This is a genomic window from Hyphomonas sp. (genome assembly GCF_036964145.1).
Classification (GTDB): domain Bacteria; phylum Pseudomonadota; class Alphaproteobacteria; order Caulobacterales; family Hyphomonadaceae; genus Hyphomonas.
Window position 1 is genome coordinate 214,022 of the sequence record NZ_JBALUC010000005.1, and the last position, 23,718, is coordinate 237,739.

Below are 23,718 nucleotides of genomic sequence, written 5' to 3' on the forward strand. Positions count from 1 at the left end.
CCGCCACGGCAGCACAGGACAGTCAGTCGCCAGAAATTAGTCCCGCAGCAATTCGTTGACGCCGGTCTTTGAACGGGTCTGGGCGTCGACGGTCTTGACGATGACGGCGCAGGCGAGGCTCGGGCCGCCATTCTTGTCGGGCAGCGTGCCCGGCACGACGACGGAATAAGGCGGCACCTTGCCATAGCTGATCTCGCCGGAATGGCGGTCCACAATCTTCGTCGACTGGGTGATGAACACGCCCATCGCGATGACCGAGCCTTCCCCCACGACCACGCCTTCGACCACTTCGGACCGCGCGCCGATGAAGCAATTGTCTTCGATGATGGTCGGGTTCGCCTGCAGCGGTTCGAGGACGCCGCCAATGCCGGTGCCGGCGGAGATGTGGCAGTTTTTGCCGACCTGCGCGCACGAGCCGACGGAGGCCCAGGTGTCGATCATGGTGCCTTCGCCGACATAAGCGCCGATGTTCACATAGGACGGCATCAGAACCGCATTCTTCGCAATGAAGGCGCCGCGACGGACAGCGGCCGGGGGTACCGCGCGGAAGCCGGCGGCCTCGAATTCCGATGAGCCCCAACCCTGGAATTTCGACGGGACCTTGTCCCACCAGTTTCCGCCGCCCGGCACACCGGAAATCATGCCATTGGCGTTGAGGCGGAAAGAAAGCAGTACGGCTTTCTTGAGCCATTGATGAACCGTCCAGCTGCCATCACCATTCGGGCTGGCAACGCGGGCCTCGCCGGAATCGAGCAGGTCGATGGCGGTTTCGACGGCTTCACGCACCTCACCCCGCGTTTCGGTGGTGAGCGTGTCGCGGGTTTCCCACGCCTGTTCGATTGCTTTGGCAAGGGCTTCAGTCATCAGGGTCTCCGGTGCCGGTTCTGGGCAAGGTTTCAATTGCCGCCTCCAGGAAGGCAGCCAAGTCGCCCGTCACATAGTCTATGTGATCCGGCCCGTCATCCCCCAACAGGTCCTGCAGGTTCGCCGGGCGCGCCTCGATCGGCTCATGGCTCCAATCCTTGTCCGAATGCACCAGGACAGTTGTGAACCCCATATCCTTGGCAGGCAGCAGGTTCCGGGCAAGGTCTTCGAAGAAGATGGCCTCATGAGGCGCAACCGTATGCAACGCGCAGAACCGATCATAGGAATCCCGGTGCGGCTTGGGCGCATATTCGGCGTCCTCGATGCCGAAACTGCCATGAAACAGGTCTGCAAGACGCATCTTGTCGACGACCCGTTCGGCATGGCGGCGGGATCCATTGGTGTAGACAAATTTCCGGCCCGGAAGGGCGCGGATTGCTTCGCGCAGCACCGGCAAGTCCGGCAGCGGTGACAGGTCGATGTCATGCACATGGTGCAGGAAGTCGGCAGGGTCGATCTGATGGACCTGCATCAGTCCGGACAGTGTGGTCCCATAGGTCGCATAATAGTCCTTCTGGACCTTGCGCGCCTCTACCGGGTGGAGGTTCAAGGCACGCGAAACGAAATCCGTCATGCGCGTGTCGATCTCGGCGAACAGATCGCACTCGGCCGGATAGAGCGTGTTGTCGAGATCAAACACCCAGTCGGTGACATGTCCGAAACTGCCGAAGGGCGACAGATGCACCCCAGCCTTTGGGGAGATCATTGGCTGCCGGCCTTGGCGAAGTCCCGCTCGAAGAATTCAAACACGAGGCGCTGATCCACCGGCTCGGGCGCAGCGGCGAACAGCGCCGTACGATAGGCCGAGGCCTCGCAATCATCCCGGCCGACAATGGCAAATTTCGCCCGGCCGACGCAGAACGGATCAGACGCCTTGGCAAGTGTCCGGATGCGGGTGCCGTCCTCCATCTCGCCATAGACGTAGTGCTCGGTGCCGCGCAGGGCCTTGTCGATCACGCGCGCACAGCCGCCCGCCTCCAGCATCCACCAGCCCCGGCTTTCCCACCCCTCGGTGCCACGGCGACCAATCGCGCTCCAGACCCGTTTATCGGTGCGGTTGCACAGGGTGAATCCGACATTGCGGCCATTCTCCTTGGCCACCTGTTCGAGAAAGTCGATCAGGTCTGAATCGGAGGTCGATTCCGGCAGATTGTTCTCTTCGAGGAATTTGCCGATCGCGGTCCGGGTCTTGTAGCCGATCCGGCCATCAATCGCGCCGGACAGGACCCCCGCCTCTTCCAGCAGGCGCTGGATGCCGGCCGCCTGGGCGGTGGCGCGGTCATAATTCTCAATCTCGGTGAAAGTCGTGGTCCAGCGTGACCGGCTCGAAATCTCGACCGAACGAAACCCGCGCGCTTCCAGTCCCATTGCATTGCAATTGGGCGGACTCTCTAGGGAGAAGCCGCCGGTCGGGTCGACGCACAGCTCGCGTTCACCCCCCCATTCCCTCAGGCCGCCGCGATGCGCCGTGGAGGTCCGGCCATAGACATAGTGGATTTTCGGATCGAGCGGTGCGCGCACGGTAACCTGACAGGAGCCGGGCTGCAGCTTGATCCAGCCATCGACCGTGACGGAGCCGCCCACGGGCCGGCCCACAGCCGTTTCGATGATGTAGCTGGTCTCGTTGCAAACCTTCCAGCCATCGCCGGACGCGCCCTGTGCCTGCGCGATAGCGGGGACGCCTGCAGTCGCCGCCAGCAGGACAAGACCTTTAAGAAATGAGCGTACCTGCGCCATGTTCGGTAAATAGCTCCATGAGGAGGGCATGCGGGGCACGCCCATCGAGGATCACTGCCGCCTCGACCCCATGTTTTACGGATTGCGCCGCAGTTTCAAGCTTCGGTATCATGCCACCTGCAGCTGTGCCGTCCGCGATCAGTCCGGGAATGTCGTCCACGGCGACTTCGCGCATCAGCTTCTTCTGCTTGTCCAGCACCCCGGCCACATCCGTCAGAAGGAACAGGCGGCTTGCGCCCAGCGCAATTGCGAGCGCGCCAGCAGACGTATCGGCGTTCACATTATAGCGGTGTTGGCCATCGGCGCTCACACCCACCGGGGCGACCACCGGAATCAATTGGGAATCGGCTTTCAGCAAGGCATCCAGGACGCTTGTGTCCACAGCGCTCGGCTCTCCCACAAAGCCCAGGTCCAGCACCTGTTCGATATGGCTGTCCGGGTCGCGTTCGGTCTTCTTGGCTTTCTCGGCCTGGATCAGATTGCCATCGGAGCCCGACAGGCCAACCGCCTTGCCACCAGCCTGATTGATGGCCCGGACGATGGATTTGTTGATTGGCCCGGAAAGGACCATTTCGACCACTTCCATCGTGGCTTCATCGGTCACCCGCAGGCCGCCCTTGAATTCGGAGACAATGCCCAGCCGGTCCAGCAGCTTGCCGATCTGAGGCCCGCCGCCATGCACGATGACCGGATTGATGCCCAGAGTCTTCAACAACACCACATCCCGCGCGAAGATCGTCGCCAGGCGCTCATCCACCATGGCGTGGCCGCCATATTTCACGACAATCGTCTTGCCGGCATAGCGCTGGATATAGGGCAGCGCCTCGGAAAGGGTCTGGGCCGTGAACTGCGCGTCTGAGATCTGGTCTGTCATGCGCGCCCCTTTAGCGTGGTTTGGCGGCAGGACAAACTCGAATTCTAGAGCGGTCGCTGCATGAAGACGCTGTTCGGGTCGAGCGTGTACTCGCCGAAGGGCGAACAATACTCGAATCCATACGCCTCATAGATGCGCCGCGCCGGCAGGAAGCCGACCATGGACCCGGTTTCGAGATACAAGGCGGAATAGTTGCGTCGCTCGGCTTCGGCCATGATGTGTTCCAGCATCCGGCGGCCATGCCCCTGCCCCCGCAAATCGGAGCGTGTGTGCATGGATTTCACCTCACCCGTCCCGTCAGGCAGGGCCTTCAGGGCACCACACCCCACCAGCACGTCATCATCCCACATTGACCAGACGGTCACATCCGGTGTGCGCAGGCCCTCCGCGGGCAGGAAATGGCAACTGCCCGGGGGGGACAGGGCCAGCATCAGATCCGCATGTGTGCGCAATAGCGCCAGCATGTCCGGACTGGTCACATCATCTACTCTGATCTCAATCGGCATATATATGCGCCGCTCCCGAATTTACTCCGGCGCACATGTAATCGCAATTTGCAGAGCTATTCCAGCCCGGCAATCTCTGCGCGTAATTCGGGAATTCCCCACCCTTTTTCGGACGAGGTCTGACGCACGACCGGATGGGCTGCACCGCGCTTTTTGAGCTTGGTGGCAATCTCGTCGACGCGTGCTTCAACTTCGGATTTCTGCATCTTGTCGACCTTGGTCAGGACGATCTGATAGGTGACCGCCGCCTTGTCGAGCATGGTCATGACTTCCTCGTCCGTATCCATCAGGCCCCGGCGGGAATCGACCAGCAGGAAGACCCGGCGCAACGACGGACGGCCGCGCAGATAGGAGCGCGTCAGCCGCATCCAGCCCTCGGCCTGCGTACGACTGACCTTGGCATAGCCGAAGCCCGGCAGGTCGACGAGGAACATGCGGCCTTCGCCGAGGTCGAAATAATTGATCTCGCGCGTGCGGCCCGGCTCAGCCGAAGACCGCGCCAGTTTCGCGCGATTGGTCAGCGCATTGATGAGGGAGGATTTGCCGACATTCGACCGGCCCGCAAAGCAGACTTCCGGGCGGTCTGCCGTGGGCAGGCCCTTCAGGTCCACCACGCCCTTGACGAACACGACCGACCCGGCAAACAGGACACGTCCAGCTTCGAGCGCTTCTTCACTGAAGCCGTCTGCGGTTTCCATCTGACTATTCCGCCGCTTTCTTCTTGCCGTGGAACAGCCGGCTCACGAATTTGCCAATCTCGGTGTCCACGCCATTCCGGCGCATGATGAAGTATTGCTGCGCGAAGGACAGCAGGTTCGACCACACCCAGTACATAACGAGGCCTGACGCAAATCCACCGAATACGAACATGAAGACAAGTGGCATCGCCTGGATGATCCGGCGCTGGGTCGGGTCTGGTGGCGGCGGGCTGAGGGTCTGGATGGCGGCCATGGTCACACCATACAGGATCGGCAGGATGCCGATGCCGATAACGATCCCGACGAATGGAATGGATTTCAGGTCTGTCGCAGACCACCATGGAATCAGGCCGAACAGATTGCCGATGGCGGTTGGGTCTGGCGCCGAGAGGTCCTTAAGGAACATGAAGGACGCATGGCGCATCTCGATGGTGACATAGAGGGTCTTGTAGAGCGCGTAGAAGATCGGGATCGTGAACAGGATCGGCAGGCAGCCTCCAACCGGATTGGCGCCCTCCTGCTTGTACAGCTTCATGACTTCCTGCTGCTGGCGCTGGGGATCGGCTTTGAAGCGCTCGCGGATCTCCTGCATCGGCTCCTGCAGCTTCTTCATCTTCGCCATGGATTTGTAGCTCTGATTGTAGAGCGGCACGAGCGGCAGCTTGATCAGGACCGTGAAGGCCAGGATTGCCCAGCCGAACGAGCCGACAATGCCGGATAGCCATTCCAGCGCATAGAAGAAGGGCTTGGTCAGGAAGAAGGCCCAGCCCCAGTCGATCGCATCCACCATGCGCGGAATGCCAAGGTCATTCTGGTAATGCTGCAGCACTTCAAACCGTTTCGCACCGGCATAGAGGCTGTTGGCCATGGTCTGGCTCTCGCCGGGCGCGAGCGTCAGCGGCGCAGATTCCGTGCGCACCTCCAGGGGCTGGCCGCGCGACAGCTTGCGCTTGTCGACAAGGCCGGCAAAGAACTGATCCTGCTGGGGTACGAGCGCGCCGAGCCAGTACATGTCTGACAGGCCCCACCAACCGCCCGTGTCGGACGGAAACGTGCCTTCGCTGGTCTCGCCCTTGATATCCTTCAACTGGAACAAGGGCTTATACTTCTTCATGCGCAGCTCATCATTCACCACGCCCATCAGGCCCATATGCGCCATGCCCTTCTTGGCGGACGAGCCGGGATCGGTGGATTCGAGAAATTCCTGATAATCCCCGTGGCGCTCAATCGAGCCAATGGCGCGCAGCTGGCGCGCCTCGCCGGAATTGTTCGTCACCGTATCGGTAAAGGTGAACAGGTAATCCTCGTCGACGGAAATGACTCGGTCGATGGTCAGCCCTTCGCTTTCGAGACGCAGCGTGAGGGGATTGCCGGGCGTCAGCTGGCCTTCCCCGACTTGCGTCCAGGGCGAGTTGCGCCCTGCAACCAGTTTTGAGCCATCCGCCCAATACCAGGTGGCGAAATAGCCGAACTCGGTATTCTCCGGACGAAACAGGCGGACTTCCTGTTCCTTGTCGACGGTAAGGTAGTGCTTCTTCAGGCTGAGATCGTCGATCCGCGATCCGGCAAGGCGGATCGAGCCGTCTACGGAGGCGGCATCAAACGGCACGCGCGCATCATCCTGCAGCGCTTCCTCGACGGGCTTGATTTCGGCAATCGCCGGCGCGTCGGCCGCGACCGTCGGACCCGTTTGCTGTTCGGCTTCACGTACGGCCTGATTGGCTTCGAACTCTTCCTGCGCGGGCTTCATGATGAAGGCCTGATAGGCAAAAACGAAGGCGATCATGGCGACCATGGCGATCAGAAAATTGCGCTGGTCTTGTTTTTCCATCTGGCGGGATCCCGGCAAATCTTGTGAGCACGCCGGAATCGGCGGCGGTGGGGTTAATCAGCGGCGAGGCTTATCAGCGCGCTTTCCATATCGTCAAGCAAACGCGGCCACGCAATGTCAGCGGTGTCCATACGTGCAATGAAGACATAATCCCACCCCGGTTTGCCATGCTGCGGCAAGAGAACACGCGCGGCCTCACGCAGGCGCCGTTTCGCCCGGTTGCGGGTCACGGCGTTCCCGATCTTCTTGGTGGCGGTAAATCCGGCGCCGACATGGTCACCGCGCGCCTCGTCCTTGCGGCGGCGCGCCTGCACCAGCAGGGCTTTGCGGCGCTCGGTCTTGCCGTTGCGCACATAAAGAAATTGAGGCCGCACGCGCAGGCGGGCGACCTCAAATTCGGTAGTGTCTGTTTCGCTGGTCATGGCCTGTTGCCGCCTGCTTGAGACGGTCCCTGGCCTGCCGCCTTAAGCGGAAAGCGTCTTGCGGCCCTTGGCGCGGCGACGTGCCAGCACCTTGCGGCCGTTTTTGGTCGACATGCGCTCGCGGAAACCGTGCGTGCGGCTGCGGCGAAGGTTGCTTGGCTGGAAAGTGCGTTTCATGGGTCTGCTCTGAAAGCTAAGAATCTCGGAAAGAGGGGCCAATACAAGCAGCACAGGCCCCAAGTCAAGCCGAAGGGACAGCCAAAACCGAATATATCTGTCCGCCGACGCGACGGACTCTTTACATGGCGGCAAAGTCTTGTGAACTCTGGGCGCTGAGGCTGGGTGCAGAAATCTAAGAGGTCCTATGCGGTTTCCACGCTTCGTTATCCCCTGCCTGATGGTCCTGCTCGCTGTCCCCGGAAATGCGGTCGCGCAGATCATAGACTATGGACGCCTTGATGCCCGGCTGACCCAGCTTGCGGCCGACGAGGAGATTGTCGGCCTGTCCGTCGCCGTTATCGACCGGGGCGAGCTTTCCTTTGCCAAGGGATATGGCGTGACCGAGATCGGGGGAGAGCCCGTCACAGCCGAGACCGTCTTTCGGTGGGCGTCGCTCTCCAAAGGGGTGGCTGCGACAGAAATCGCCATCCTCGCAACCCAGGCTCGGCTCAATATTTCCGATCCCGTGTCGAAATTTCACACTTCGCTCCGGCTGCCAGAGGGCGGCGAAACCAGGGCCACGCTGGAGGATGTCCTCTCCCACCGGCTGGGCATTCTGCCAAACGCTTATGATACCAGGCTGGAGGATGGCTGGGATCCGGCGAAGATCCGGAACAGTCTGAAATCCCTGAAGCCCATTTGCCCCATTGGCGACTGCCACACCTATCAGAATGTGGCCTATGACAGCATTGCGGAAGTGATCGAGAACGTCACACAGTCCAGATATGCTGACGCCGTTGATGCGGCGATCTTCAAGCCTATCGGCATGGTCACCGCCAGTATCGGCCGGTCAGGACTGGAAAATTCCGCATCCTGGGCCCGCCCCTATTCCAAACGAGGCAGCGGCCCGCCCCGCAAGAAGATCGTCAATGATGACTATTACCGCGTCCCCGCCGCCGGCGGGGTTAATGGGTCGATTCGCGATCTCGCCCTCTATGCGAGGGCGCATATGGGCCTGCTCCCGGACGTGTTGAGCGATACGACACTGGAACTCCTCCAGACCCCGCGCATCTATACCCGCCGCGAACAGGCCAGCATGTCCAGTCGCTATCGCGGGACAGTCCGCGATGCGCGCTATGCCCTTGGCTGGCGCGTCTATAAATATGGTGAGGCCGGTAACCGGGTTGTCGGTCATCGCGGCGCGGTGGAAGGCTACCGGTCCTACATCCTGTTCGATCCGGACCGTGACACCGGCGTTGTCATCCTCTGGAATTCCAGTTCCCGCCGCCCCAATGGCATCGGGTTCGAGGTCATGGACATGGCCTACAACCTCCCCTTCCACGACTGGATGGATCTCGGCACGTCCGCCAGCGCCGGCACTCACTGACATTCCAATCACGGGCCTGTCAGCGGGACGCACGCAGACGTGACGGGATATTTCTGCGGCATCGGGCTATGTGGGGGCTTTATTCGCTCCCTATGCCAGACCCGGTGCCCATGCCTGATTGTCTTCCTGCCAAACGCTTGCTGACCAGCCTGCTGCTCGCCCTTCTCGTGGCCCTGCCCGGCGCGGCGCAGGAGCACGACGTGTGGACCCGCCTCCTCGAAACCTATGTCCATGAGAGCGCCGACGGCGTGACCCGCGTGGACTATGCCGCCCTCGCCGCGAGCCCCGAAGACCGCGCGGCGCTGGATACCTACATTGCCAGCTTCGAGTCGCGTGATCTCTCCGGTGCCAGCGATGCCGATTTCGCCGCTTGGGCCAATCTCTATAATGCCGTGACGGTCCGCTATATCGTGCAGGCCTACCCGCTAGAGTCGATCCGCGACGGCTATCTGTTCGGTGGCCCGTGGAAGAAGATCAAAGTCATGGCTGGCGGCCGCGAGGTCTCCCTCGACGCTATCGAGCATGAAATCCTGCGTCCGCGCTTTGCCGATCCGCGCGTGCATTATGCCATCAATTGCGCGTCCTATGGCTGCCCGAACCTGCTCAGACACGCCTGGACAACCGACACGCTGGACGCAGACCTCGACGCCGCCGTACGGGATTACATCAACCATCCACGCGGCGTCCGCGTGGGGAAACATGGCCTGACCGTCTCCTCGATCTACAAATGGTTCGAAGCCGATTTCGGCGGATCGAAAGACGGCGTTATCAAACACCTGCTTGAATATGCCGAGCCCGCACTGGCCGAAAGCCTTCGCGCCGCCCCGAAAATCCGCGACTATCAGTATGACTGGTCGCTCAACGACAGCCGGACGGATCCAGCCAATGACTGAAGACACGCCCCAGCCATCGCGCCCGCTCTGGATCCGCCTTTGGCCGCTTTACCTGATCGCTGGCGGCCTCATCGCCGCCTGGGCGTTCGGCCTGTTCGATTATCTCTCGCTCGACACGCTGCGCCAGCAGCAGGCCAGCCTCCGCGCCTTCGTTGAAGACAATCTCTTCCTCGCCATCGCGGCCTATATCGGCATCTATGCCGCCAGCACAGTCTTCATGCTGCCCGGCGCCTTGTGGATCACGATCAGCGGCGGCTTCCTGTTTGGGCTGGCCGGCGGCACGCTCGCCACCGTGGTGGGCGCGACGCTTGGCGCCAGCCTGCTCTTCCTCGCTGCGAAGACGTCCCTTGGCGGCTTCATGCGCAAGATCGCCAGTGGCTATGCCGACAAGGTCCGCACCGAATTCCAGAACAGTCCGCTGGCCTACATGTTCGCCATGCGCTTCATCCCGGCCATGCCCTTCCCCATCGCCAACATCCTGCCCGCAATCCTCGGCGCGAAGTATCGTGACTATGCCATCACCACCTCGCTTGGCATCGTGCCCGGCGTGCTCGCCTATACCTGGGTCGGGGCCGGGCTCGGCGCGACCTTTGCCCGCGGCGAAGACCCGGACCTTGCCTCCGTGTTCCAGAATCTCTTGCCAGCCGCCATTGCGCTTGGGATCGTGTCCCTGCTGCCAGTCGCGTGGAAGAAATTCTTCCCGCGTAAAGCCAACCAGATCGAAGAGGCCGCCTGATGCCCGAAACCGCCGACCAGAATGCCCGCGCCCCGCTCGCCGGCGCGGTCGATCCCGCCCGCACGCCGACCTCCCCTGCTCCGCATTCGCCGGGCGCGGCCCCCATGCGCGAGATGAAAGCGGACCTCGTCGTCATCGGCGCAGGCTCGGCTGGCCTGTCCGCCGCCGCAGGCGCAGCCCAGTTCGGCCTGTCGGTCGTGCTCTATGAGAAAGGCGAAATGGGCGGAGACTGCCTGAACACAGGCTGCGTGCCGTCCAAGGCCCTGCTCAGCGCGGCGAAAGCCGCCGCCCAAATCCGCGAAGCTGGCAAGTTCGGCATCGAGACCACTCCCCCCCGTGTGGACTGGGAAAAGGTCAAGCTGCACGTCCGCACCGCCATCGCCACGATTGCGCCGGTCGACAGCCAGGAACGGTTTGAAGGCCTAGGCTGCACCGTGATCCGCGAGCATGCGAAATTCGCCGCGCCCGATACGATCATCTCTCCGAGCACACGGGTGAAAGCCCGGCGCATTGTCATCGCCACCGGCTCGCGCGCGTTCATCCCGCCCATCGAGGGGCTCGCAAAAATCCCCTACCTCACCAATGAAACCCTTTTCGACCTGCCGGACTTTCCGGAACACCTTGTCATTCTCGGCGGCGGACCGATCGGCATGGAAATGGCGCAGGCCTTTGTCCGCCTCGGCGCCAAGGTCACCGTGATCGAAATGGACAAGGCGCTCGGCCGCTCCGACCGCGCCCATGCCGAAATTGCCATCGAGACGCTGCGCGCCGAAGGCGTCACGATCCTGGAAGGCTACAAGGCCACGAAGGTCGAGCAGGAAGGCCAAACTATCCGTATCCACACAGAGCCAAAGGATGGCGCAGCCTGGATCGTCGAAGGTTCCCACCTGCTCGTCGCGGTGGGCCGCCAGACTGTGTTCGACGGCATGGACCTCGAAAAGGGCGATGTCGATCATGACCGAAAAGGCATCCTCGTCGGCGACACTCTGCGCTCCAGATCCAATCGCCGCGTCTGGGCGCTGGGCGATGCCGCCGGGCGCGAACAATTCACCCATATTGCCGGCTGGCACGCCTCCGTGTTCGCGCGCCGCGCCTTTTTCAAACAGCGCACCACGGCCGACAGCCTGCCCGTGCCAGCCGTGACCTATACCTCCCCCGAAATCGCCCAACTCGGCCTCACCGAAGCCGAGGCCCGCAAACAACATGCCGACGACATTACCACACCGAGTTTCCGTTTCGAGGAAAGCGACCGCGCCATCGCCGAAGCTGATACCGAAGGCGAGGTGAAGCTGATCGTGCGCAAGGGCAAATTGCTCGGCGCCTCCATCATCGGCAAGGATGCGGGTGACCTGATCCAGCTGGTTTCGGTCGCCATGTCCAACGGGCTCGGCGTCAAGGAACTGACCAATTTCATCTCCCCCTACCCGACCCGTGCCGAAGGGGTGAAACGCGCCGCCAATGCACATTATGCCGATGTCGTGTTCGGCAAAAGCGCGAAACGGCTCGTCGGCTTGCTCCAACGTATCCCCTAGGCTAGTTCAGGCGATGTGAACGACACCGCCGACCTGCCCCTGCCGGATCCAGGCCGAACCCGCGCCGGAGCGCGCTGGTTCAACAGCCTTTCGTTCCGGCTTTTCGGTCTGACCATTCTCGCCATCCTCGTCGTGGAAGCCTTCATCTTCGTGCCGAGCGCGTCCGGTTTCCGGACCACATGGCTGACCGAACGCGTCGAGGCAGCCCGCATCGCGTCCCTGGCCCTCGAGGCCGCCCCGGACAGGTCGGTCTCTGAGGAATTGTCGGCGCAGCTTCTGAAATACGCCGAAGTGTGGGCCGTCACCGAAATGGAAGACGACATGCGCTTCCAGCTCCTGCCAGCACAAATGCCCCTCGACGGCGGCATGCATATGCTTGACCTCCGTGAGACAACGTCCATGAACCGTGTCGGCAACACGCTCGGCGCTTTCTTTGCCCCGGCTGATCGCATTCTTGTGGTCACGGCGCGGGGCGTGGAAGACGACCGGGTGATTGAAGTCCTGATGCCACAAGCCCCGATGAAATCTGCGCTGCTTGCCTATGCGCGCCGGATTGCGGGCCTGTCGCTATTGATCGCACTCGCGGCGGCCACGATTATCTATGTCCTGCTTCACCTCTTGGTCGTGCGCCCCATGCAGCGCGTCACGCTCAGCGTCGAACAATTCCGCATGGATCCCGGCGCCTGGACCCGGCGCCTGCCACATATCAAACGCCGCGACGAGATCGGCCGGGCCCAGAATGCCCTCGCAGACATGGAAAGCGCCGTCGCCGAGAGCTTCCGCCAGCGCTCTCATCTTGCCGAACTCGGCACGGCAGTCGCCAAGATCAATCATGACCTGCGCAATTCGCTCGCCTCGGCGCAGCTGGTCTCGGACTCGCTCGACCGCTCCGAGGATGCACGTGTACAGAAGGCTGCGCCCCGTCTGGAACGGGCTCTGACCCGCGCCATCAAGCTGGCCACCGAAACGCTGGACTATGGCAAGGCCACGCCTCAACCCGCTGAGCTGGAAGGGGTGGGTCTGAGGCAGGCGCTTGACGAGGCCGCTGACGAAGCGCTCGCGGCATGGCCATCGGTCGAATTCGTCAACAATGTCCATATGCTCGACCATGTCATGGCGGACCCGGACCATTTGCATCGCATCGCATCCAATTTGATCCGGAACGCCGCAGAGGCCATGTCCGCCGCCGGATCGGATCCGTCCCGCATTTTCGTCAGTCTGGAAACGAACGATATCATCTTCACAGACACCGGTCCCGGCCTGCCGGACAAGGCCGCCCAGAACCTGTTCACCCCCTTTGCAGCCACCACGCGCCAGACCGGCACAGGGCTTGGCCTCGTCATCGCGCGGGAACTCGCCCGGTCCATGGGCGGCGACCTCTCCCTGTCGGAAACCGGCCCGGATGGCTCGGTCTTCCGCCTCACACTTCCGCCACAGGACTGACACCTCCTGCCATAAAGCCGGGAACCAAGCCCCGCCGCATGCATTGGTCCACCAGATAGCTGGATGGACACCATGACCCCCGAAACCATTGTTTCTACTTTATTTTCCACAGGCGCTGCTGCGGCGGCCGGACTGGCCGTCATGCTGCAGCCCACGCTTCCCCACCCGGATGTGACGCCGGTTGACCACTTTCAGGAAGCTGACTTCGCGATCTATGACCGCGACTTCACCCTGCAAAACCGGAATTGCGAAATCGGCATCCAGAAGCGCGGTATCTGCCTGAGCGGATCGCCTCTGGAAGACTTTATCGTTCCCGGCATGGTCCTGCCAGTGGAAGTGCCGGCCACAAGCGCGGAATTTCCCATCATCCTTGAGAGCCCCCTGAAGAAACCGAACCTGCAGACGGTCCGGTTCGGTCATCGCATCGCCCTGTTCAATACGAGCACCCGCGAGATTATCGACGTCATGGACCTTGATGCGCAGAGCTTTGCCGAAGCCCATGACCTCAGCCGCCAGAAAGCTGACCTGGCCGAGAGCGCGGCACGTTCCAGCTAGGGTTTTCCTCCCGAAACAACCCGGCACAAAAAAAGCCAGCCCCGAAAGGCTGGCTTTTTGCTGTCGATGGCAGCGAGACTAGTTGGCCTCGTCTTCGATGTCGTCAGCAGCATCGTCAATCTCTTCACCAAGCTCTTCAGCCGGGCCTTCATTCGTGTCACATGCTGCGAGACCAAACGCGCCGAGACCGAGCAGAATTGCAATTAGTGGCTTTTTCATTTCCATAACTCCTTTATCAGTCAGCCCCCAGAGTGAAGGCGTCCCCCTCCCAACGTGCGGATGGGGGTCTGGTTCCGACGGAGCAGGACCGGTTTGACATCCCCCTATACCCCCCCACCGGAGGCCCCTGCCCTGATCCATGTCGATGAGTGGCTGATCGTGGCAGACAAGCCGTCCGGTCTGCTCTCGGTGCCGGGGCGCGGCCCGGACAAGGCCGATTGTGCGCGATCCCGCATTCAGGACACCTATCCCGATGCGCTGACCATTCACCGGCTCGACATGTCCACCAGCGGCCTGTTGCTGTTTGCCCGGTCAAAGGAGGTGCAGCGCGCCCTCGCGGCCGAATTCGAACAGGGGCGCGTGGAAAAGTCCTATCTGGCAGATGTCTGGGGCGCCCCCGCCAGTGACGCCGGCCTGATCGATCTGCCGCTCATCAATGACTGGCCAAACCGGCCCCGCCAGAAAGTCGATCACGAAAGCGGAAAACCGAGCCAGACCCGCTATGAAATTCTGGACCGCCGGAAAAACACCGCCCGCCTGCAACTCACACCGCTGACCGGGCGCACCCACCAGCTGCGCGTACACCTTGCTGCGCTCGGCCATCCCATTCTCGGCGACGACCTCTATGCACACGAGGAGGCCCTTCAGATGACGCCGCGGCTGCACCTGCACGCCACGGAACTTCACTTCCGCCACCCCCGCACCGGGGTCATGTCACGCTACGAATCCCGGTGCCCTTTCAAAACGCCTTGACCCGAGCCGATTTCGATATTATCGTTTTTCGATAATTTGGAGATTTCCCATGCACGCCGAGATCGTTCGCCTGTCGCTTCATCATGTCGATATCAAGATCGTGAAAGACGACCAGATGCATGTGCTGCAATGGCGGCGCAATCTGCTCTGGGACGAAGTGCTGCTCGACGGCAAGCGCCAGGCCTCCAGTCACGGCCTGTTCGGCCGGGAGAAGGTTTACGGTCTCGTCTTCGGCCGTGATGAAGAGGGAAAAGGCGGCGAACAGGTCATGCTGCTGCTTGATCCCGCAACGCATCACGAATGGCTGGAAAGCACCCAGCGCGTCAAAGGGGTTCGGCTGGAAGGCCGGGATGGCCCGCTCGTCGCCTTCGGATCCCTTGATCCCAAGACACTCGAAAAGCCCGCAACATTTGCGGACTGGATGAAAAAGAGCATGGGCATGGAATGGGGCGACGCGCCTTCGAGCCGCCCCAATTAGCAATCCTTAGGAATCCCGCGAGTTCGCGGACACCGGAACGAGACGGACCGTGGCTTTCCGGTTCAGCGGTTCGACAATACCGTTCGCCGCATAGGCTTGGGCTTCGCCTTTCGGCATGACGCCAATCTGCTCGGCAGAAATCCGGCGGGCTTCCAGAGCGGCCATCACGGCTTCAGCGCGATCTTCCGACACTTTCTGGTTCAGCTCTGCTGGTCCGGTCGCATCGGCATGGCCAGCCACTTCAATGCGGAAATACTCGCACTGCGCGGAATCCGCAGCGACAGCATCGAGAACCGCTTCAGCCTGATCACCAAGCTGAGTGACACCGCGCTCGAAATAGATCGTGAATTCCTCGACGGCGCAGGCGGCAGGTGCCGTTTCATAGGTGACCGGCTCCTGCGGTGGGGCGGGCAATTCTGCATGGGCCGCCAGGGCTGCCGTCGCGGCAGAAATCAGGGTCAGGCTGGCGAGTTTCATGGTCGTCTCCATAAGTGACTATGCAAACAGAAACGCCGCCTTTCCCGCCCGGTTCCTCACAATCTTTTCTTCGTCCGCCCCTCATGAGCCTTCGCCGAGGCCGGATCGGCCGGCCAGTCATGCTTCGGATAGCGTCCGCGCATGTCCTTTGCCATGTCCAGATAGCCCGCCCCCCAGAACCGTCCGAGATCCTGTGTCGTGGCCACAGGCTTCATGCCCGGCGACAGCATTTCCACGGTCACCGGCACCCGCCCCGACGCCAGTTTCGGATGCGCGCTTAACCCATAAAAGGCCTGGGCCCGCGCAGACACCAGCGGCGCGCGGTCATCGAGATAATCGACCTGCGCCGTCTGGCCGGACGGCAGCGACAGGCTGAGCGGCGTCTCCTTGCGCAGGGCCTCCTGCACCCGCCAGTCGAGCGAGGCGATCAGGGCCTCGCGGACCGCATGTGGCGCAGGCACCTGCGCCCCCTTCCGTTTCAACAGGGGGAACAACCAGTCGTTTGCCGTCTCAACCAGTTTCACTGTGTTCCAACCCGTTTCATCCAGGCACCCTGCCGTTTCAAGCATTGCGATCCGGGCCAGAGTCTCGCGCACCACATCGCCTGCGCCGATGGCTTCGAAGCCCTCTTCCGCGACCGCTTCCAGCATCGCGCGGGCGGCCACAGCCGGGCTCGGCTTTGGCAGCGGACTTTCCGACAGGACAATCGCGCCGAGCGCCTTCACCCGCCGCGCCGCAAACTTGCCGGTCTTCGGGTCGAAACTGGCCCGGTCTTCCGAGACGATCCCGCCAATTTCCAGTGCGTCCGCCTCGGAAATCGGCGCAGCCAGCGAAATTCGCGCTTCCTTCGCCGCGCCGCCAAGATCTGCAATCACCAGCCAGTCCTGTTTCGCAAGCGCTTCGGTCTCCGGCAGCATGGCCGCCCGGCCCGACGCCATGAGGTAGCTGCCCGAACTGCCGGGGCGCTTGCGGGCAATCTGATCCGGCCAGGCGCGCGCCAGCAATTTCGCCACATCGCCGCCCGGCGCAGCCCCCTTCCCCCAGCTTTTCGCCTGCGCCTTCAGGCTGCGGGCGCGCGGCGAGCCATCGCGGCGGAACCCGGCCAGCCGGTCGCGCACATCCGGCGAATTCCCGCCCATACCGCGCTCCCCGGCAAGGGCGGCAATCTCTGCCGCCAAGGCCCGCGCCTCGGCGTTCGGTGCGCTCGCCACCAGAGCGCCAAGCCGGGGGGGCAATGGCAGGCGGGCCATTTCGGAGCCAAGCCCCGTCAAGGCGCCCGCTTCATCAATGGCACCCAGCGTTGAGAGCAGATCCTGCGCCGCCTTCAGACGCCCGGCGGGTGGGGCATCCATCCAGGTCAGGCGCCCGGCATCGCGTTCGCCCCATTCCGCGAGGGTGAGGACGAGCCCGGAAAGGTCACTCTTCAGTATTTCCGGCACCGGGGCGGGCATCAGGCCCCGCGTCGCCGCCTCGTCCCATAGCCGGTAACAGACGCCCGGTGACAGGCGCCCCGCCCGGCCGCGCCGCTGGTCCACGGAGGCGCGCGAGGCTTTCACTGTCGACAGGCGCGTCCCCAAGCCGCCGACGGCCTCTTCCGCCACGCGCGAGAGGCCGGAATCGATCACGATCCGCACACCTTCAATGGTCAGCGCGCTCTCCGCAATATCCGTCGCCAGCACAATCTTGCGCATTCCTTCCGGCGCGGGTGACACGGCCGCATCCTGCTCTGCCGGGCTCAGCGCGCCGAACAGAGGAGCCACGCGCACATTGTCCGGCACGGTCTCAAGCTGCTCTGCCGTCCGCTGGATTTCCCGCGCGCCGGGCAGGAAGGCGAGGATCGAGCCTTCCTCCTCGCGCAGCGCCTTGCGCACAGCGGCCGCCATCCGGTCTTCGATCCGGTCCTGCGACCGGCCGAGATATTTCGTCTCCACGGGATATTGCCGCCCCTGACTCTCCACGACCGGAGCCCCGAGCACGCTGGATACCTTTTCCGTATCGAGCGTGGCCGACATGATCAGGATCCGGAGATCATCGCGCAGCGCGCCCTGGGCTTCCATTGCCAGCGTCAGTCCCAAATCCGAATTCAGCCTGCGCTCATGGAATTCGTCAAAGATCACCGCGCCGACGCCTGCCAGTTCCGGATCCGACAGGATGCGCCGTGTGAACAGGCCATCCGTGATCACTTCGACGCGCGTCGCCGCAGACACCTTTCGGTCTACCCTTGTCGTCAGGCCGACAGATTGCCCGAGCTTCTCCCCGAGAGAGTTCGCCATCTGCTGCGCCGCCATGCGGGCCGCAATGCGCCGCGGCTCCAGCATGATGATCTTGCCGTCTATGACGGGGGCGTCGCCGAGCAAGCCCGCCAGCGCCAGGGGCACGCGCGTCGTCTTGCCTGCGCCGGGCGGCGCCGCGAGCACAAGCCGCGCATGGTCGCGCAAGCCCGCGCATATTTCGGCCAGCACATCATCAATCGGCAAGAAGGGCAGGGAAGGCCGCATCCTGCCTGATAGGCTTTTCATCATCCGGCTGGCAAGCTGCAGGAATGCGCACCGCGCGATTGCCTTCCCCTGCAGCGCGCCCTACCGTCGGGCGCTACAGACGGGGCAGGAGCAGCTTATGAAATGGTGGTTTGGTATTGATCTCTGGAAACGGGTGATCGCAGGACTGGTTCTGGGCGCCCTCGTCGGCTTGGGCCTGCGTTATGGCCTTGGCCCGGAAGCCGCCAGCGCCAATGTCTCCGCTTGGGCCAAGCCCATTGGCGATGCCTTCATCAATCTCATCAAGATGCTGGTTGTCCCCCTGATCTTCACCACGCTGCTGTCCGGTGTGCTGGCGATGGGCGACCCGAAAAAACTCGGCAGCCTCGGGGGACGCGCCCTGCTCATGTATATGGGCACCACGCTCATCGCCGTCAGTTTCGGCCTGCTCATGGGCACGCTGATCCAGCCCGGCGCGGGCTTTGACCTCTCGATTGCCTCAGCCGCAGACATTGCCGAGGCCAAATCCCGGCTCGATGCGAACCCGCAGCCCGGCAGCATCGGCGAACAGCTGATGAATACGCTGCTGTCCATCATCCCGACCAATCCCGTCGCGGCCCTGACCAATGGCGATGTGCTTCAGATCATCTTCTTTGCCATCCTGCTCGGCATCGGCATCCTGATGACGGGCGAGGCCGGCAAGCCTCTGGCAAATGTCATCAACAGCGCCGCCGAAGCGGTCATGAAGCTGACCCTGATTGTCATGGAGACCGCGCCCTTCGGCGTCTTCGCCCTGATGGCCTGGGTGCTTGGCGAGCGCGGGCTCGATATTCTCATCTTCCTCGGCAAGCTGACGTTGACCCATTACCTCGCCTGTTTCCTGCACATCGCCATCACCTATGGTCTGATCATTCGCGGCGGCCTGCGCCTGCCACTCATGCCCTTCTTCCGGGGGGTTGTGGACGCCCAGGCCGTGGCCTTCTCGACCTCGTCCTCGAATGCAACGCTGCCCATGACGATTTCCTGTGCGCGGGAAAACCTCGGCATCGGCAAACCGGTTGCCTCCTCCGTCCTGCCGCTTGGCGCGACGATCAACATGGACGGCACCGCGCTCTATCAGGGCGTGATTGCCCTGTTCGCGGCCCAGGCCATGGGCACCTCGATGACGGCGGGCATGTATCTCACCATCATCCTGATGGCGACGCTCGTCTCGATCGGCACGGCCGGCATTCCCTCGGTCAGCCTGTTCCTCGCCGCCACCACGCTCAGCGTGATCGGCGCAACGCCGGAACAGATTGTCGTCGTGATCGCCGTCCTGTTCCCGTTTGACCGCATCCTCGACATGATGCGGACGGTGACCAATGTGACGGGCGACCTCACTGTCGCGACGGCGGTGGCGAAATGGGAAGGCGAACTGGACGAAGAGGTCTTCCGCGCCCGCGACCCGGTCTAGGCCCATGGCGCACACTTGGATTGCCTTGTTGCGCGGGGTAAATGTCGGGGGCACGGGCAAGCTGCCCATGGCGGATTTCCGCGCCGCGCTGTCGGCAGCCGGGTTCGGCAATGTGCGCAGCTACATCCAGTCCGGCAACCTCATCCTTGAATCCGAACGCGACCGCGAGACGGTCGAAAGTCGGATCAAGGACATCCTGCAAGACGAATTCGGCCTCGACCGGCCCGTCCTGCTGCGCTCTGTTAATCAATTGCGCACGGCCCTCGCGGACAATCCCTTCCCTCCGGCCGAAGCGGACCCCAAGACGCTGCACATCATGTTCCTGACCGGGGATGTCTCACTGGACGAAGAGGGGTTGCGCGCGCTCTGCGACAAGGGCGAGGAATTTTCCCTGCATGGCGATGTCTTCTACCTGTACACCCCCAATGGCTATGGCCGCTCCAAACCTGCAGAAAAGCTCGACCGATTCCTCAAGGCCGGAGCCGTTACCGCACGCAATCTCAATTCATGCATGAAAATTCTGGCCCTGGCTGACAGGTGAAACATCCTGACGTCCCCCTGCATCTGGGGAAGTGCACTCACTGGCATTCGCCGGGCTAAGCCAGAACAAAGATCGGGATGACGCGCCGCCAGGGCTCGGAACCGGACGCTGCCTGAGGTATTGAAACCTCATGCATTTTTCCCGGACCCAATGGCTGTGCGCCGCTCTCAGCCTGTTCGTCTTTGCCGGTCTCGCTCTGGGCGAGGCCGGCATCTGGCCTCTGGAGGCGTTTGACCGCGCCATTACCGATGCCGTCCCGGCCCTTCGCACGGAAACCCTCAACCTGCTGATGCTGGCCATTACGGGGCTTGGGGATTCCCGCTTTCTGGTCTTTGCCGCCTCGGTAACCGTGCTCGCCCTGCTCGCCGCCAGGGCCTGGCGCGAGGCGCTCCTGTTCGGCGCCGCCTTCGCGCTGATGCCGGTCATCGTGAAGCTGTTGAAGATGACCATCGCCCGCCCCCGGCCCACGGTGGACCTTTATGGCGGCGTCGAATCCTTCAGCTTCCCGAGCGGCCATGCCACCAATTCCGCGCTCATCTATGGCGCGCTGGCCCTGCTCGCGCTCGCGGTCTTCCGCAAGCTGCCCGGCCGCCTGCTGGCCGCCGCCTTCGCCCTGCTCGCCGTCATGATCGCCGTCTCGCGCATTTATCTCGGCGCGCACTGGCCGAGCGACACGCTTGCCGGGCTCGGCCTCGCGGGCCTGATGCTGACCCTCATGTCGGTCGTCCAGGACGAATTGCGCCTGCCGGACGCGGCGAAATTCGTCCCCTTTGTCCTGATCCTGCTCACCGCCGCCTTCCCGCTCTACCTGCTCATCGCCCTGCCGGAAGCGCGCGAACTCTACACAGCGCTCCACGCCGAATAGGCCTCGCCCCCACACCGCAATCAGGCTAAGCGGGCGGGCATGCTGACCCGCGGAAAAGTCTTTTCCCTCGCCGTGCCGATCATCCTGGCGCAGGCCGCGACCGCCACGACGGGCGTCGTCGACACGGCCATCATGGGCCGGTTCGGGGACAAGGCAGACCTTGCCGCCGTGGCCATCGCGGCCGTCGCCTACAGTTTCATCTATTGGGGCTTCGGCTTCCTGCGCATGTCCACCACGGGCCTGACGGCGCAGGCCAATGGTCAGGGCGACACAGCCGAATCCCGCGCCATCCTGCTGCGCGCGCTGATGCTCGGCGGCGCCATCGGCGTGTCCCTGTTCCTGCTCTCTCCCCTCTTGAAGATCGGCACCTTTGCGGCCTTTGAGGGCACACAGACGGTCGAATCCCTTGCCAAGGGCTATTTCAATGCCCGCATCTGGGGCGCGCCCGCCTATCTCATGGGGCTTGCTGTCACCGGCTGGATGCTTGGTACGGGCAAGACCGGCCAGATGCTCGCCTTCCAGATTGTCATGAACGGCACCAATGCCGGGCTCGATGCATGGTTCGTCGCGGGTCTTGATTGGGGGCCGACGGGCATCGGCGCGGGCACCGCGATTGCCGAATGGGTCGCCCTCGGCTTTGGCCTCATCCTCGTCGCGCCCGCCTTCCGGGGCCATGCCCGCCTGCTCGACCGCGACAAGCTCACCGCGCTGTTCGCCGCCAATCGCGACATCATGCTCCGCACGCTGGCGCTGGTCTTCTGCTTTGCCTGGTTCGTCCGCTCCGGCACGCTGATCTCGACCGCCGTGACCGCCGGCAATGAAGTCCTGCTCCAGTTCATCACCGTCGCCGCCTTCGTCCTCGACGGCTTTGCCTTCGTCGCGGAGAAGGAGGCGGGCGAGGCCTATGGCGCCCGCGACAGCAAACGCCTTGCCCGCGCGATGCGCCTGACAACCGAATTCGCCCTCGTCTCTGGCGCCGTGATCTCGCTGCTCTATTTGTTCGGCGGAGGCTGGGTGATCGAGACCTTTATCCGCGATCCCGAAGCGCGCGCCGCAACACTGGCTTACCTTCCCTATTGCGCGGCTGTGCCCCTGCTCGGCATCGCGGCCTGGCAACTGGACGGGCTCTTCCTCGGCACGACACAGGGCCGCGCGCTGCGCAATGCCGGCATCATCTCTGCCGGGCTCTATCTCGGGGCAGACCTGCTGCTCCGCCCGGCCTGGGGCAATGCCGGCGTCTGGACGGCCTTCCTGATGATGTATGTTTTCCGCGCCGCCGCGCTCGGCGCCTATGTGCCGGGCCTGTTCAGAGATCTTTCCCGACGGCTTCAGCCAGTGTCGTGAACCCGTCTGCCTGCACAAGGCGGACAAGTTCGCGGTTGATCCGCTCAGCGAGGCCCGGCCCCTCATAGATCATCGCGGAATAGAGTTGCACGGCATGGGCCCCTGCCCGGATCTTGCGATAGGCATCGGCCCCGCTGGCAATGCCGCCCGCGCCGATCAGGTCGAACTCGCCCTTCAGCTCCCGCGCGAACGCCGCCAGAATATCCGTTGATGCATCCATCAGCGGGGCGCCCGAGAGCCCGCCTGCCTCATCCTTTTGTGCACTCTTCAAGCTGTCCGGTCGCGCCAGGGTCGTGTTCGACACGATCAGGCCGGACAGCCATGCGCCCGGCCCGCGCAAGACACCGCAAATGTCCGCAATCGCTTCCGGATCGAGATCGGGCGCCACTTTCAGGAAGACCGGCTTGCCCACCCGCTCGGCTGCTCCACAAGCGGTCAAAAGCGCTTCCAGAGAGGCCTTGTCCTGCAGGCCGCGCAGGCCCGGCGTATTCGGCGAGGAAATATTGACCGTGATATAGTCCGCATGGGGCGCAACGGATTCGATGCCGAGCACATAGTCCGCCACACGGTCATCACTGTCCTTGTTCGCGCCGACATTTGCGCCTAACGGGACAGCGCCTGAATAGGCCTTGAGGTTGGCAACGAACGTGTCCAGCCCCTCATTGTTGAAGCCCATCCGGTTGATGACCGCCTTGTCATCGCTGAGGCGGAACAGGCGCGGTTTCGGATTGCCGGCCTGCGGCTTCGGCGTGACCGTGCCGCACTCGACAAAACCGAACCCATATTTCGACATGGCGGTCGGCACGTCACAATTCTTGTCGAACCCGGCGGCCAGGCCAACCGGCCCGGACAGGGCGAGACCAGATTTCGGCAGCTTCACCGCGAGGGTCGGATGCGTGGCCGGAGCATTGATCGGCACACCCAGCCTGGCCTTCAGCAGACGGATCGTCGCGGTGTGCGCCGCCTCCGGGGGCAACAGTTTCACAGCGGCAACGCCGAGATCAGTCAGGCTCATCATTCAGATCCTCTGGCATGACCGGGGCCCCGTCCTCACCACGCGCAAGCCGCCAGACGGCATCGGCCTTGGCGATCTGCAGGCGGCCATAGAGGTGGGGGAACAATTGCCCGCCCCGGCTCGTTTCCCATTTGAGTGGCGGCAACCGGTCCACCGGGAAGCGGACAAGCCGCACATCCTTCAGGCCGGAAAAATACTTTGCCGCCGTCTCGCCGACCTGCTCGGCCTTAGAGAAGTGCACATAGCCATCCTCCCGGTCGATGGGCACATCGGTCACGCCGGAGGCCTCGGCCGCGCGCCACTGGTCATCGGTCAGCAATTTGTAGACATGCGCGTCTTCCATACTCGCCATTCAGCAGGCTTTGACGCGCGGCGCAATATTGGGCCACTGTTGGAAAG

The 23,718-nt window shown here is 62.9% G+C and carries 26 protein-coding genes; 12 read left to right on the forward strand and 14 right to left on the reverse strand.

Features of this window, described 5'->3' with window-relative positions; genetic code table 11:
• Positions 1-36 precede the first annotated feature (36 nt).
• Genes dapD through rpmH form a run of 9 tightly spaced genes read right to left on the reverse strand, consistent with a single transcriptional unit; the run spans position 37 to position 7,169 of the window.
• The gene (dapD, locus tag V7660_RS15380) at positions 37-864 is read right to left on the reverse strand and encodes a 2,3,4,5-tetrahydropyridine-2,6-dicarboxylate N-succinyltransferase (protein ID WP_335603932.1); all 828 of its coding nucleotides are present in this window, start codon (positions 862-864) and stop codon (positions 37-39) included.
• Positions 857-1,630, reverse strand: a complete 774-nt coding sequence (locus tag V7660_RS15385) for a pyrimidine 5'-nucleotidase (RefSeq protein WP_335603933.1) — start codon at positions 1,628-1,630, stop codon at positions 857-859. The genes dapD and V7660_RS15385 overlap by 8 nt, the downstream gene beginning before the upstream one ends.
• Positions 1,627-2,661, reverse strand: coding sequence for a DUF1036 domain-containing protein (locus tag V7660_RS15390; protein ID WP_335603934.1), 1,035 nt, complete (start codon positions 2,659-2,661; stop codon positions 1,627-1,629). The genes V7660_RS15385 and V7660_RS15390 overlap by 4 nt, the downstream gene beginning before the upstream one ends.
• Positions 2,636-3,535, reverse strand: a complete 900-nt coding sequence (argB, locus tag V7660_RS15395; RefSeq protein ID WP_335603935.1) for an acetylglutamate kinase — start codon at positions 3,533-3,535, stop codon at positions 2,636-2,638. The genes V7660_RS15390 and argB overlap by 26 nt, the downstream gene beginning before the upstream one ends.
• A 44-nt stretch (positions 3,536-3,579) precedes the next feature.
• Positions 3,580-4,041, reverse strand: a complete 462-nt coding sequence (locus tag V7660_RS15400) for a GNAT family N-acetyltransferase (RefSeq protein ID WP_335603936.1) — start codon at positions 4,039-4,041, stop codon at positions 3,580-3,582.
• Positions 4,042-4,097: 56 nt separating this feature from the next.
• The gene (gene yihA, locus V7660_RS15405; RefSeq protein WP_335603937.1) at positions 4,098-4,739 is read right to left on the reverse strand and encodes a ribosome biogenesis GTP-binding protein YihA/YsxC; all 642 of its coding nucleotides are present in this window, start codon (positions 4,737-4,739) and stop codon (positions 4,098-4,100) included.
• 4 nt (positions 4,740-4,743) lie between these two features.
• Positions 4,744-6,570 carry a membrane protein insertase YidC gene (gene yidC / locus V7660_RS15410; protein ID WP_335603938.1) on the reverse strand — a complete coding sequence of 609 codons (1,827 nt, stop codon included), beginning with the start codon at positions 6,568-6,570 and terminating at the stop codon, positions 4,744-4,746.
• 53 nt (positions 6,571-6,623) lie between these two features.
• Positions 6,624-6,992, reverse strand: a complete 369-nt coding sequence (rnpA, locus tag V7660_RS15415; RefSeq protein WP_335603939.1) for a ribonuclease P protein component — start codon at positions 6,990-6,992, stop codon at positions 6,624-6,626.
• 42 nt (positions 6,993-7,034) lie between these two features.
• A complete protein-coding gene (rpmH, locus tag V7660_RS15420) occupies positions 7,035-7,169 on the reverse strand; it encodes a 50S ribosomal protein L34 (protein WP_335603940.1) in 135 nt (44 codons plus the stop codon).
• A gap of 187 nt (positions 7,170-7,356) precedes the next feature.
• Here rpmH and V7660_RS15425 point away from each other — a divergent pair, with 187 nt between their 5' ends.
• The 6 genes from V7660_RS15425 to V7660_RS15450 all read left to right on the forward strand — a co-directional run bounded on the left by V7660_RS15425 (position 7,357) and on the right by V7660_RS15450 (position 13,697).
• On the forward strand, positions 7,357-8,538 hold the full coding sequence (locus V7660_RS15425; RefSeq protein WP_335603941.1) for a serine hydrolase domain-containing protein: 1,182 nt from the start codon (positions 7,357-7,359) through the stop codon (positions 8,536-8,538).
• Between the two features lie 110 nt (positions 8,539-8,648).
• Entirely contained in the window at positions 8,649-9,431 is a 783-nt protein-coding gene (locus V7660_RS15430) for a DUF547 domain-containing protein (RefSeq protein WP_335603942.1), read from the forward strand.
• Complete coding sequence (locus V7660_RS15435; protein ID WP_335603943.1) at positions 9,424-10,167, forward strand: TVP38/TMEM64 family protein; 744 nt, start codon at positions 9,424-9,426, stop codon at positions 10,165-10,167. The genes V7660_RS15430 and V7660_RS15435 overlap by 8 nt, the downstream gene beginning before the upstream one ends.
• Positions 10,168-10,271: 104 nt before the next feature.
• On the forward strand, positions 10,272-11,699 hold the full coding sequence (locus tag V7660_RS15440) for a dihydrolipoyl dehydrogenase family protein (protein ID WP_442910057.1): 1,428 nt from the start codon (positions 10,272-10,274) through the stop codon (positions 11,697-11,699).
• A 15-nt stretch (positions 11,700-11,714) separates the two neighbouring features.
• On the forward strand, positions 11,715-13,142 hold the full coding sequence (locus tag V7660_RS15445; protein ID WP_335603945.1) for a sensor histidine kinase: 1,428 nt from the start codon (positions 11,715-11,717) through the stop codon (positions 13,140-13,142).
• Positions 13,143-13,214: 72 nt separating this feature from the next.
• On the forward strand, positions 13,215-13,697 hold the full coding sequence (locus V7660_RS15450) for a hypothetical protein (protein ID WP_335603946.1): 483 nt from the start codon (positions 13,215-13,217) through the stop codon (positions 13,695-13,697).
• A gap of 78 nt (positions 13,698-13,775) precedes the next feature.
• Here V7660_RS15450 and V7660_RS15455 read toward each other — a convergent pair whose 3' ends face one another.
• Positions 13,776-13,916: a hypothetical protein gene (locus tag V7660_RS15455; RefSeq protein WP_335603947.1), complete on the reverse strand. Its 141-nt coding sequence runs from the start codon at positions 13,914-13,916 to the stop codon at positions 13,776-13,778.
• A gap of 93 nt (positions 13,917-14,009) precedes the next feature.
• Between V7660_RS15455 and V7660_RS15460 the strand changes: the two genes are divergently transcribed.
• Together V7660_RS15460 and V7660_RS15465 are read left to right on the forward strand one after the other, a co-directional pair.
• A complete protein-coding gene (locus V7660_RS15460) occupies positions 14,010-14,669 on the forward strand; it encodes a pseudouridine synthase (RefSeq protein WP_335603948.1) in 660 nt (219 codons plus the stop codon).
• Between the two features lie 49 nt (positions 14,670-14,718).
• Positions 14,719-15,147, forward strand: a complete 429-nt coding sequence (locus tag V7660_RS15465; RefSeq protein ID WP_335603949.1) for a hypothetical protein — start codon at positions 14,719-14,721, stop codon at positions 15,145-15,147.
• 6 nt (positions 15,148-15,153) lie between these two features.
• On the opposite strand, the gene V7660_RS15470 is transcribed toward V7660_RS15465, so the two are convergent.
• Positions 15,154-15,624, reverse strand: a complete 471-nt coding sequence (locus tag V7660_RS15470; RefSeq protein WP_335603950.1) for an OmpA family protein — start codon at positions 15,622-15,624, stop codon at positions 15,154-15,156.
• Between the two features lie 56 nt (positions 15,625-15,680).
• The gene (gene hrpB, locus V7660_RS15475) at positions 15,681-18,122 is read right to left on the reverse strand and encodes an ATP-dependent helicase HrpB (RefSeq protein ID WP_335603951.1); all 2,442 of its coding nucleotides are present in this window, start codon (positions 18,120-18,122) and stop codon (positions 15,681-15,683) included.
• 118 nt (positions 18,123-18,240) lie between these two features.
• Here hrpB and V7660_RS15480 point away from each other — a divergent pair, with 118 nt between their 5' ends.
• The 4 genes from V7660_RS15480 (at position 18,241) to V7660_RS15495 (ending at position 22,304) form a co-directional block, all read left to right on the forward strand.
• A complete protein-coding gene (locus tag V7660_RS15480; RefSeq protein ID WP_335603952.1) occupies positions 18,241-19,554 on the forward strand; it encodes a dicarboxylate/amino acid:cation symporter in 1,314 nt (437 codons plus the stop codon).
• Positions 19,555-19,558: 4 nt separating this feature from the next.
• Entirely contained in the window at positions 19,559-20,095 is a 537-nt protein-coding gene (locus tag V7660_RS15485; protein WP_335603953.1) for a DUF1697 domain-containing protein, read from the forward strand.
• A 130-nt stretch (positions 20,096-20,225) separates the two neighbouring features.
• The gene (locus tag V7660_RS15490; RefSeq protein ID WP_335603954.1) at positions 20,226-20,960 is read left to right on the forward strand and encodes a phosphatase PAP2 family protein; all 735 of its coding nucleotides are present in this window, start codon (positions 20,226-20,228) and stop codon (positions 20,958-20,960) included.
• A gap of 39 nt (positions 20,961-20,999) precedes the next feature.
• Entirely contained in the window at positions 21,000-22,304 is a 1,305-nt protein-coding gene (locus V7660_RS15495; RefSeq protein WP_335603955.1) for an MATE family efflux transporter, read from the forward strand.
• Here V7660_RS15495 and V7660_RS15500 read toward each other — a convergent pair.
• Positions 22,267-23,319 carry a quinone-dependent dihydroorotate dehydrogenase gene (locus V7660_RS15500; protein WP_335603956.1) on the reverse strand — a complete coding sequence of 351 codons (1,053 nt, stop codon included), beginning with the start codon at positions 23,317-23,319 and terminating at the stop codon, positions 22,267-22,269. The two genes, V7660_RS15495 and V7660_RS15500, sit on opposite strands and share 38 nt — an antisense overlap.
• The gene (locus tag V7660_RS15505) at positions 23,306-23,671 is read right to left on the reverse strand and encodes a DUF952 domain-containing protein (RefSeq protein ID WP_335603957.1); all 366 of its coding nucleotides are present in this window, start codon (positions 23,669-23,671) and stop codon (positions 23,306-23,308) included. Before V7660_RS15505 ends, V7660_RS15500 begins: the two co-directional genes overlap by 14 nt.
• Positions 23,672-23,718: the final 47 nt, after the last annotated feature.

Excerpts from the sequence above, each read along its gene's own strand:
- dapD (WP_335603932.1), bottom strand. The coding sequence starts at position 864 with ATGACTGAAGCCCTTGCCAAAGCAATCGAACAGGCGTGGGAAACCCGC.
- V7660_RS15385 (WP_335603933.1), bottom strand. The coding sequence starts at position 1,630 with ATGATCTCCCCAAAGGCTGGGGTGCATCTGTCGCCCTTCGGCAGTTTC.
- V7660_RS15390 (WP_335603934.1), bottom strand. The coding sequence starts at position 2,661 with ATGGCGCAGGTACGCTCATTTCTTAAAGGTCTTGTCCTGCTGGCGGCG.
- argB (WP_335603935.1), bottom strand. The coding sequence starts at position 3,535 with ATGACAGACCAGATCTCAGACGCGCAGTTCACGGCCCAGACCCTTTCC.
- V7660_RS15400 (WP_335603936.1), bottom strand. The coding sequence starts at position 4,041 with ATGCCGATTGAGATCAGAGTAGATGATGTGACCAGTCCGGACATGCTG.
- yihA (WP_335603937.1), bottom strand. The coding sequence starts at position 4,739 with ATGGAAACCGCAGACGGCTTCAGTGAAGAAGCGCTCGAAGCTGGACGT.
- yidC (WP_335603938.1), bottom strand. The coding sequence starts at position 6,570 with ATGGAAAAACAAGACCAGCGCAATTTTCTGATCGCCATGGTCGCCATG.
- rnpA (WP_335603939.1), bottom strand. The coding sequence starts at position 6,992 with ATGACCAGCGAAACAGACACTACCGAATTTGAGGTCGCCCGCCTGCGC.
- rpmH (WP_335603940.1), bottom strand. The coding sequence starts at position 7,169 with ATGAAACGCACTTTCCAGCCAAGCAACCTTCGCCGCAGCCGCACGCAC.
- V7660_RS15425 (WP_335603941.1), top strand. The coding sequence starts at position 7,357 with ATGCGGTTTCCACGCTTCGTTATCCCCTGCCTGATGGTCCTGCTCGCT.
- V7660_RS15430 (WP_335603942.1), top strand. The coding sequence starts at position 8,649 with ATGCCTGATTGTCTTCCTGCCAAACGCTTGCTGACCAGCCTGCTGCTC.
- V7660_RS15435 (WP_335603943.1), top strand. The coding sequence starts at position 9,424 with ATGACTGAAGACACGCCCCAGCCATCGCGCCCGCTCTGGATCCGCCTT.
- V7660_RS15440 (WP_442910057.1), top strand. The coding sequence starts at position 10,272 with ATGCGCGAGATGAAAGCGGACCTCGTCGTCATCGGCGCAGGCTCGGCT.
- V7660_RS15450 (WP_335603946.1), top strand. The coding sequence starts at position 13,215 with ATGACCCCCGAAACCATTGTTTCTACTTTATTTTCCACAGGCGCTGCT.
- V7660_RS15455 (WP_335603947.1), bottom strand. The coding sequence starts at position 13,916 with ATGAAAAAGCCACTAATTGCAATTCTGCTCGGTCTCGGCGCGTTTGGT.
- V7660_RS15465 (WP_335603949.1), top strand. The coding sequence starts at position 14,719 with ATGCACGCCGAGATCGTTCGCCTGTCGCTTCATCATGTCGATATCAAG.
- V7660_RS15470 (WP_335603950.1), bottom strand. The coding sequence starts at position 15,624 with ATGAAACTCGCCAGCCTGACCCTGATTTCTGCCGCGACGGCAGCCCTG.
- hrpB (WP_335603951.1), bottom strand. The coding sequence starts at position 18,122 with ATGCGGCCTTCCCTGCCCTTCTTGCCGATTGATGATGTGCTGGCCGAA.
- V7660_RS15480 (WP_335603952.1), top strand. The coding sequence starts at position 18,241 with ATGAAATGGTGGTTTGGTATTGATCTCTGGAAACGGGTGATCGCAGGA.
- V7660_RS15485 (WP_335603953.1), top strand. The coding sequence starts at position 19,559 with ATGGCGCACACTTGGATTGCCTTGTTGCGCGGGGTAAATGTCGGGGGC.
- V7660_RS15490 (WP_335603954.1), top strand. The coding sequence starts at position 20,226 with ATGCATTTTTCCCGGACCCAATGGCTGTGCGCCGCTCTCAGCCTGTTC.
- V7660_RS15495 (WP_335603955.1), top strand. The coding sequence starts at position 21,000 with ATGCTGACCCGCGGAAAAGTCTTTTCCCTCGCCGTGCCGATCATCCTG.
- V7660_RS15500 (WP_335603956.1), bottom strand. The coding sequence starts at position 23,319 with ATGAGCCTGACTGATCTCGGCGTTGCCGCTGTGAAACTGTTGCCCCCG.
- V7660_RS15505 (WP_335603957.1), bottom strand. The coding sequence starts at position 23,671 with ATGGCGAGTATGGAAGACGCGCATGTCTACAAATTGCTGACCGATGAC.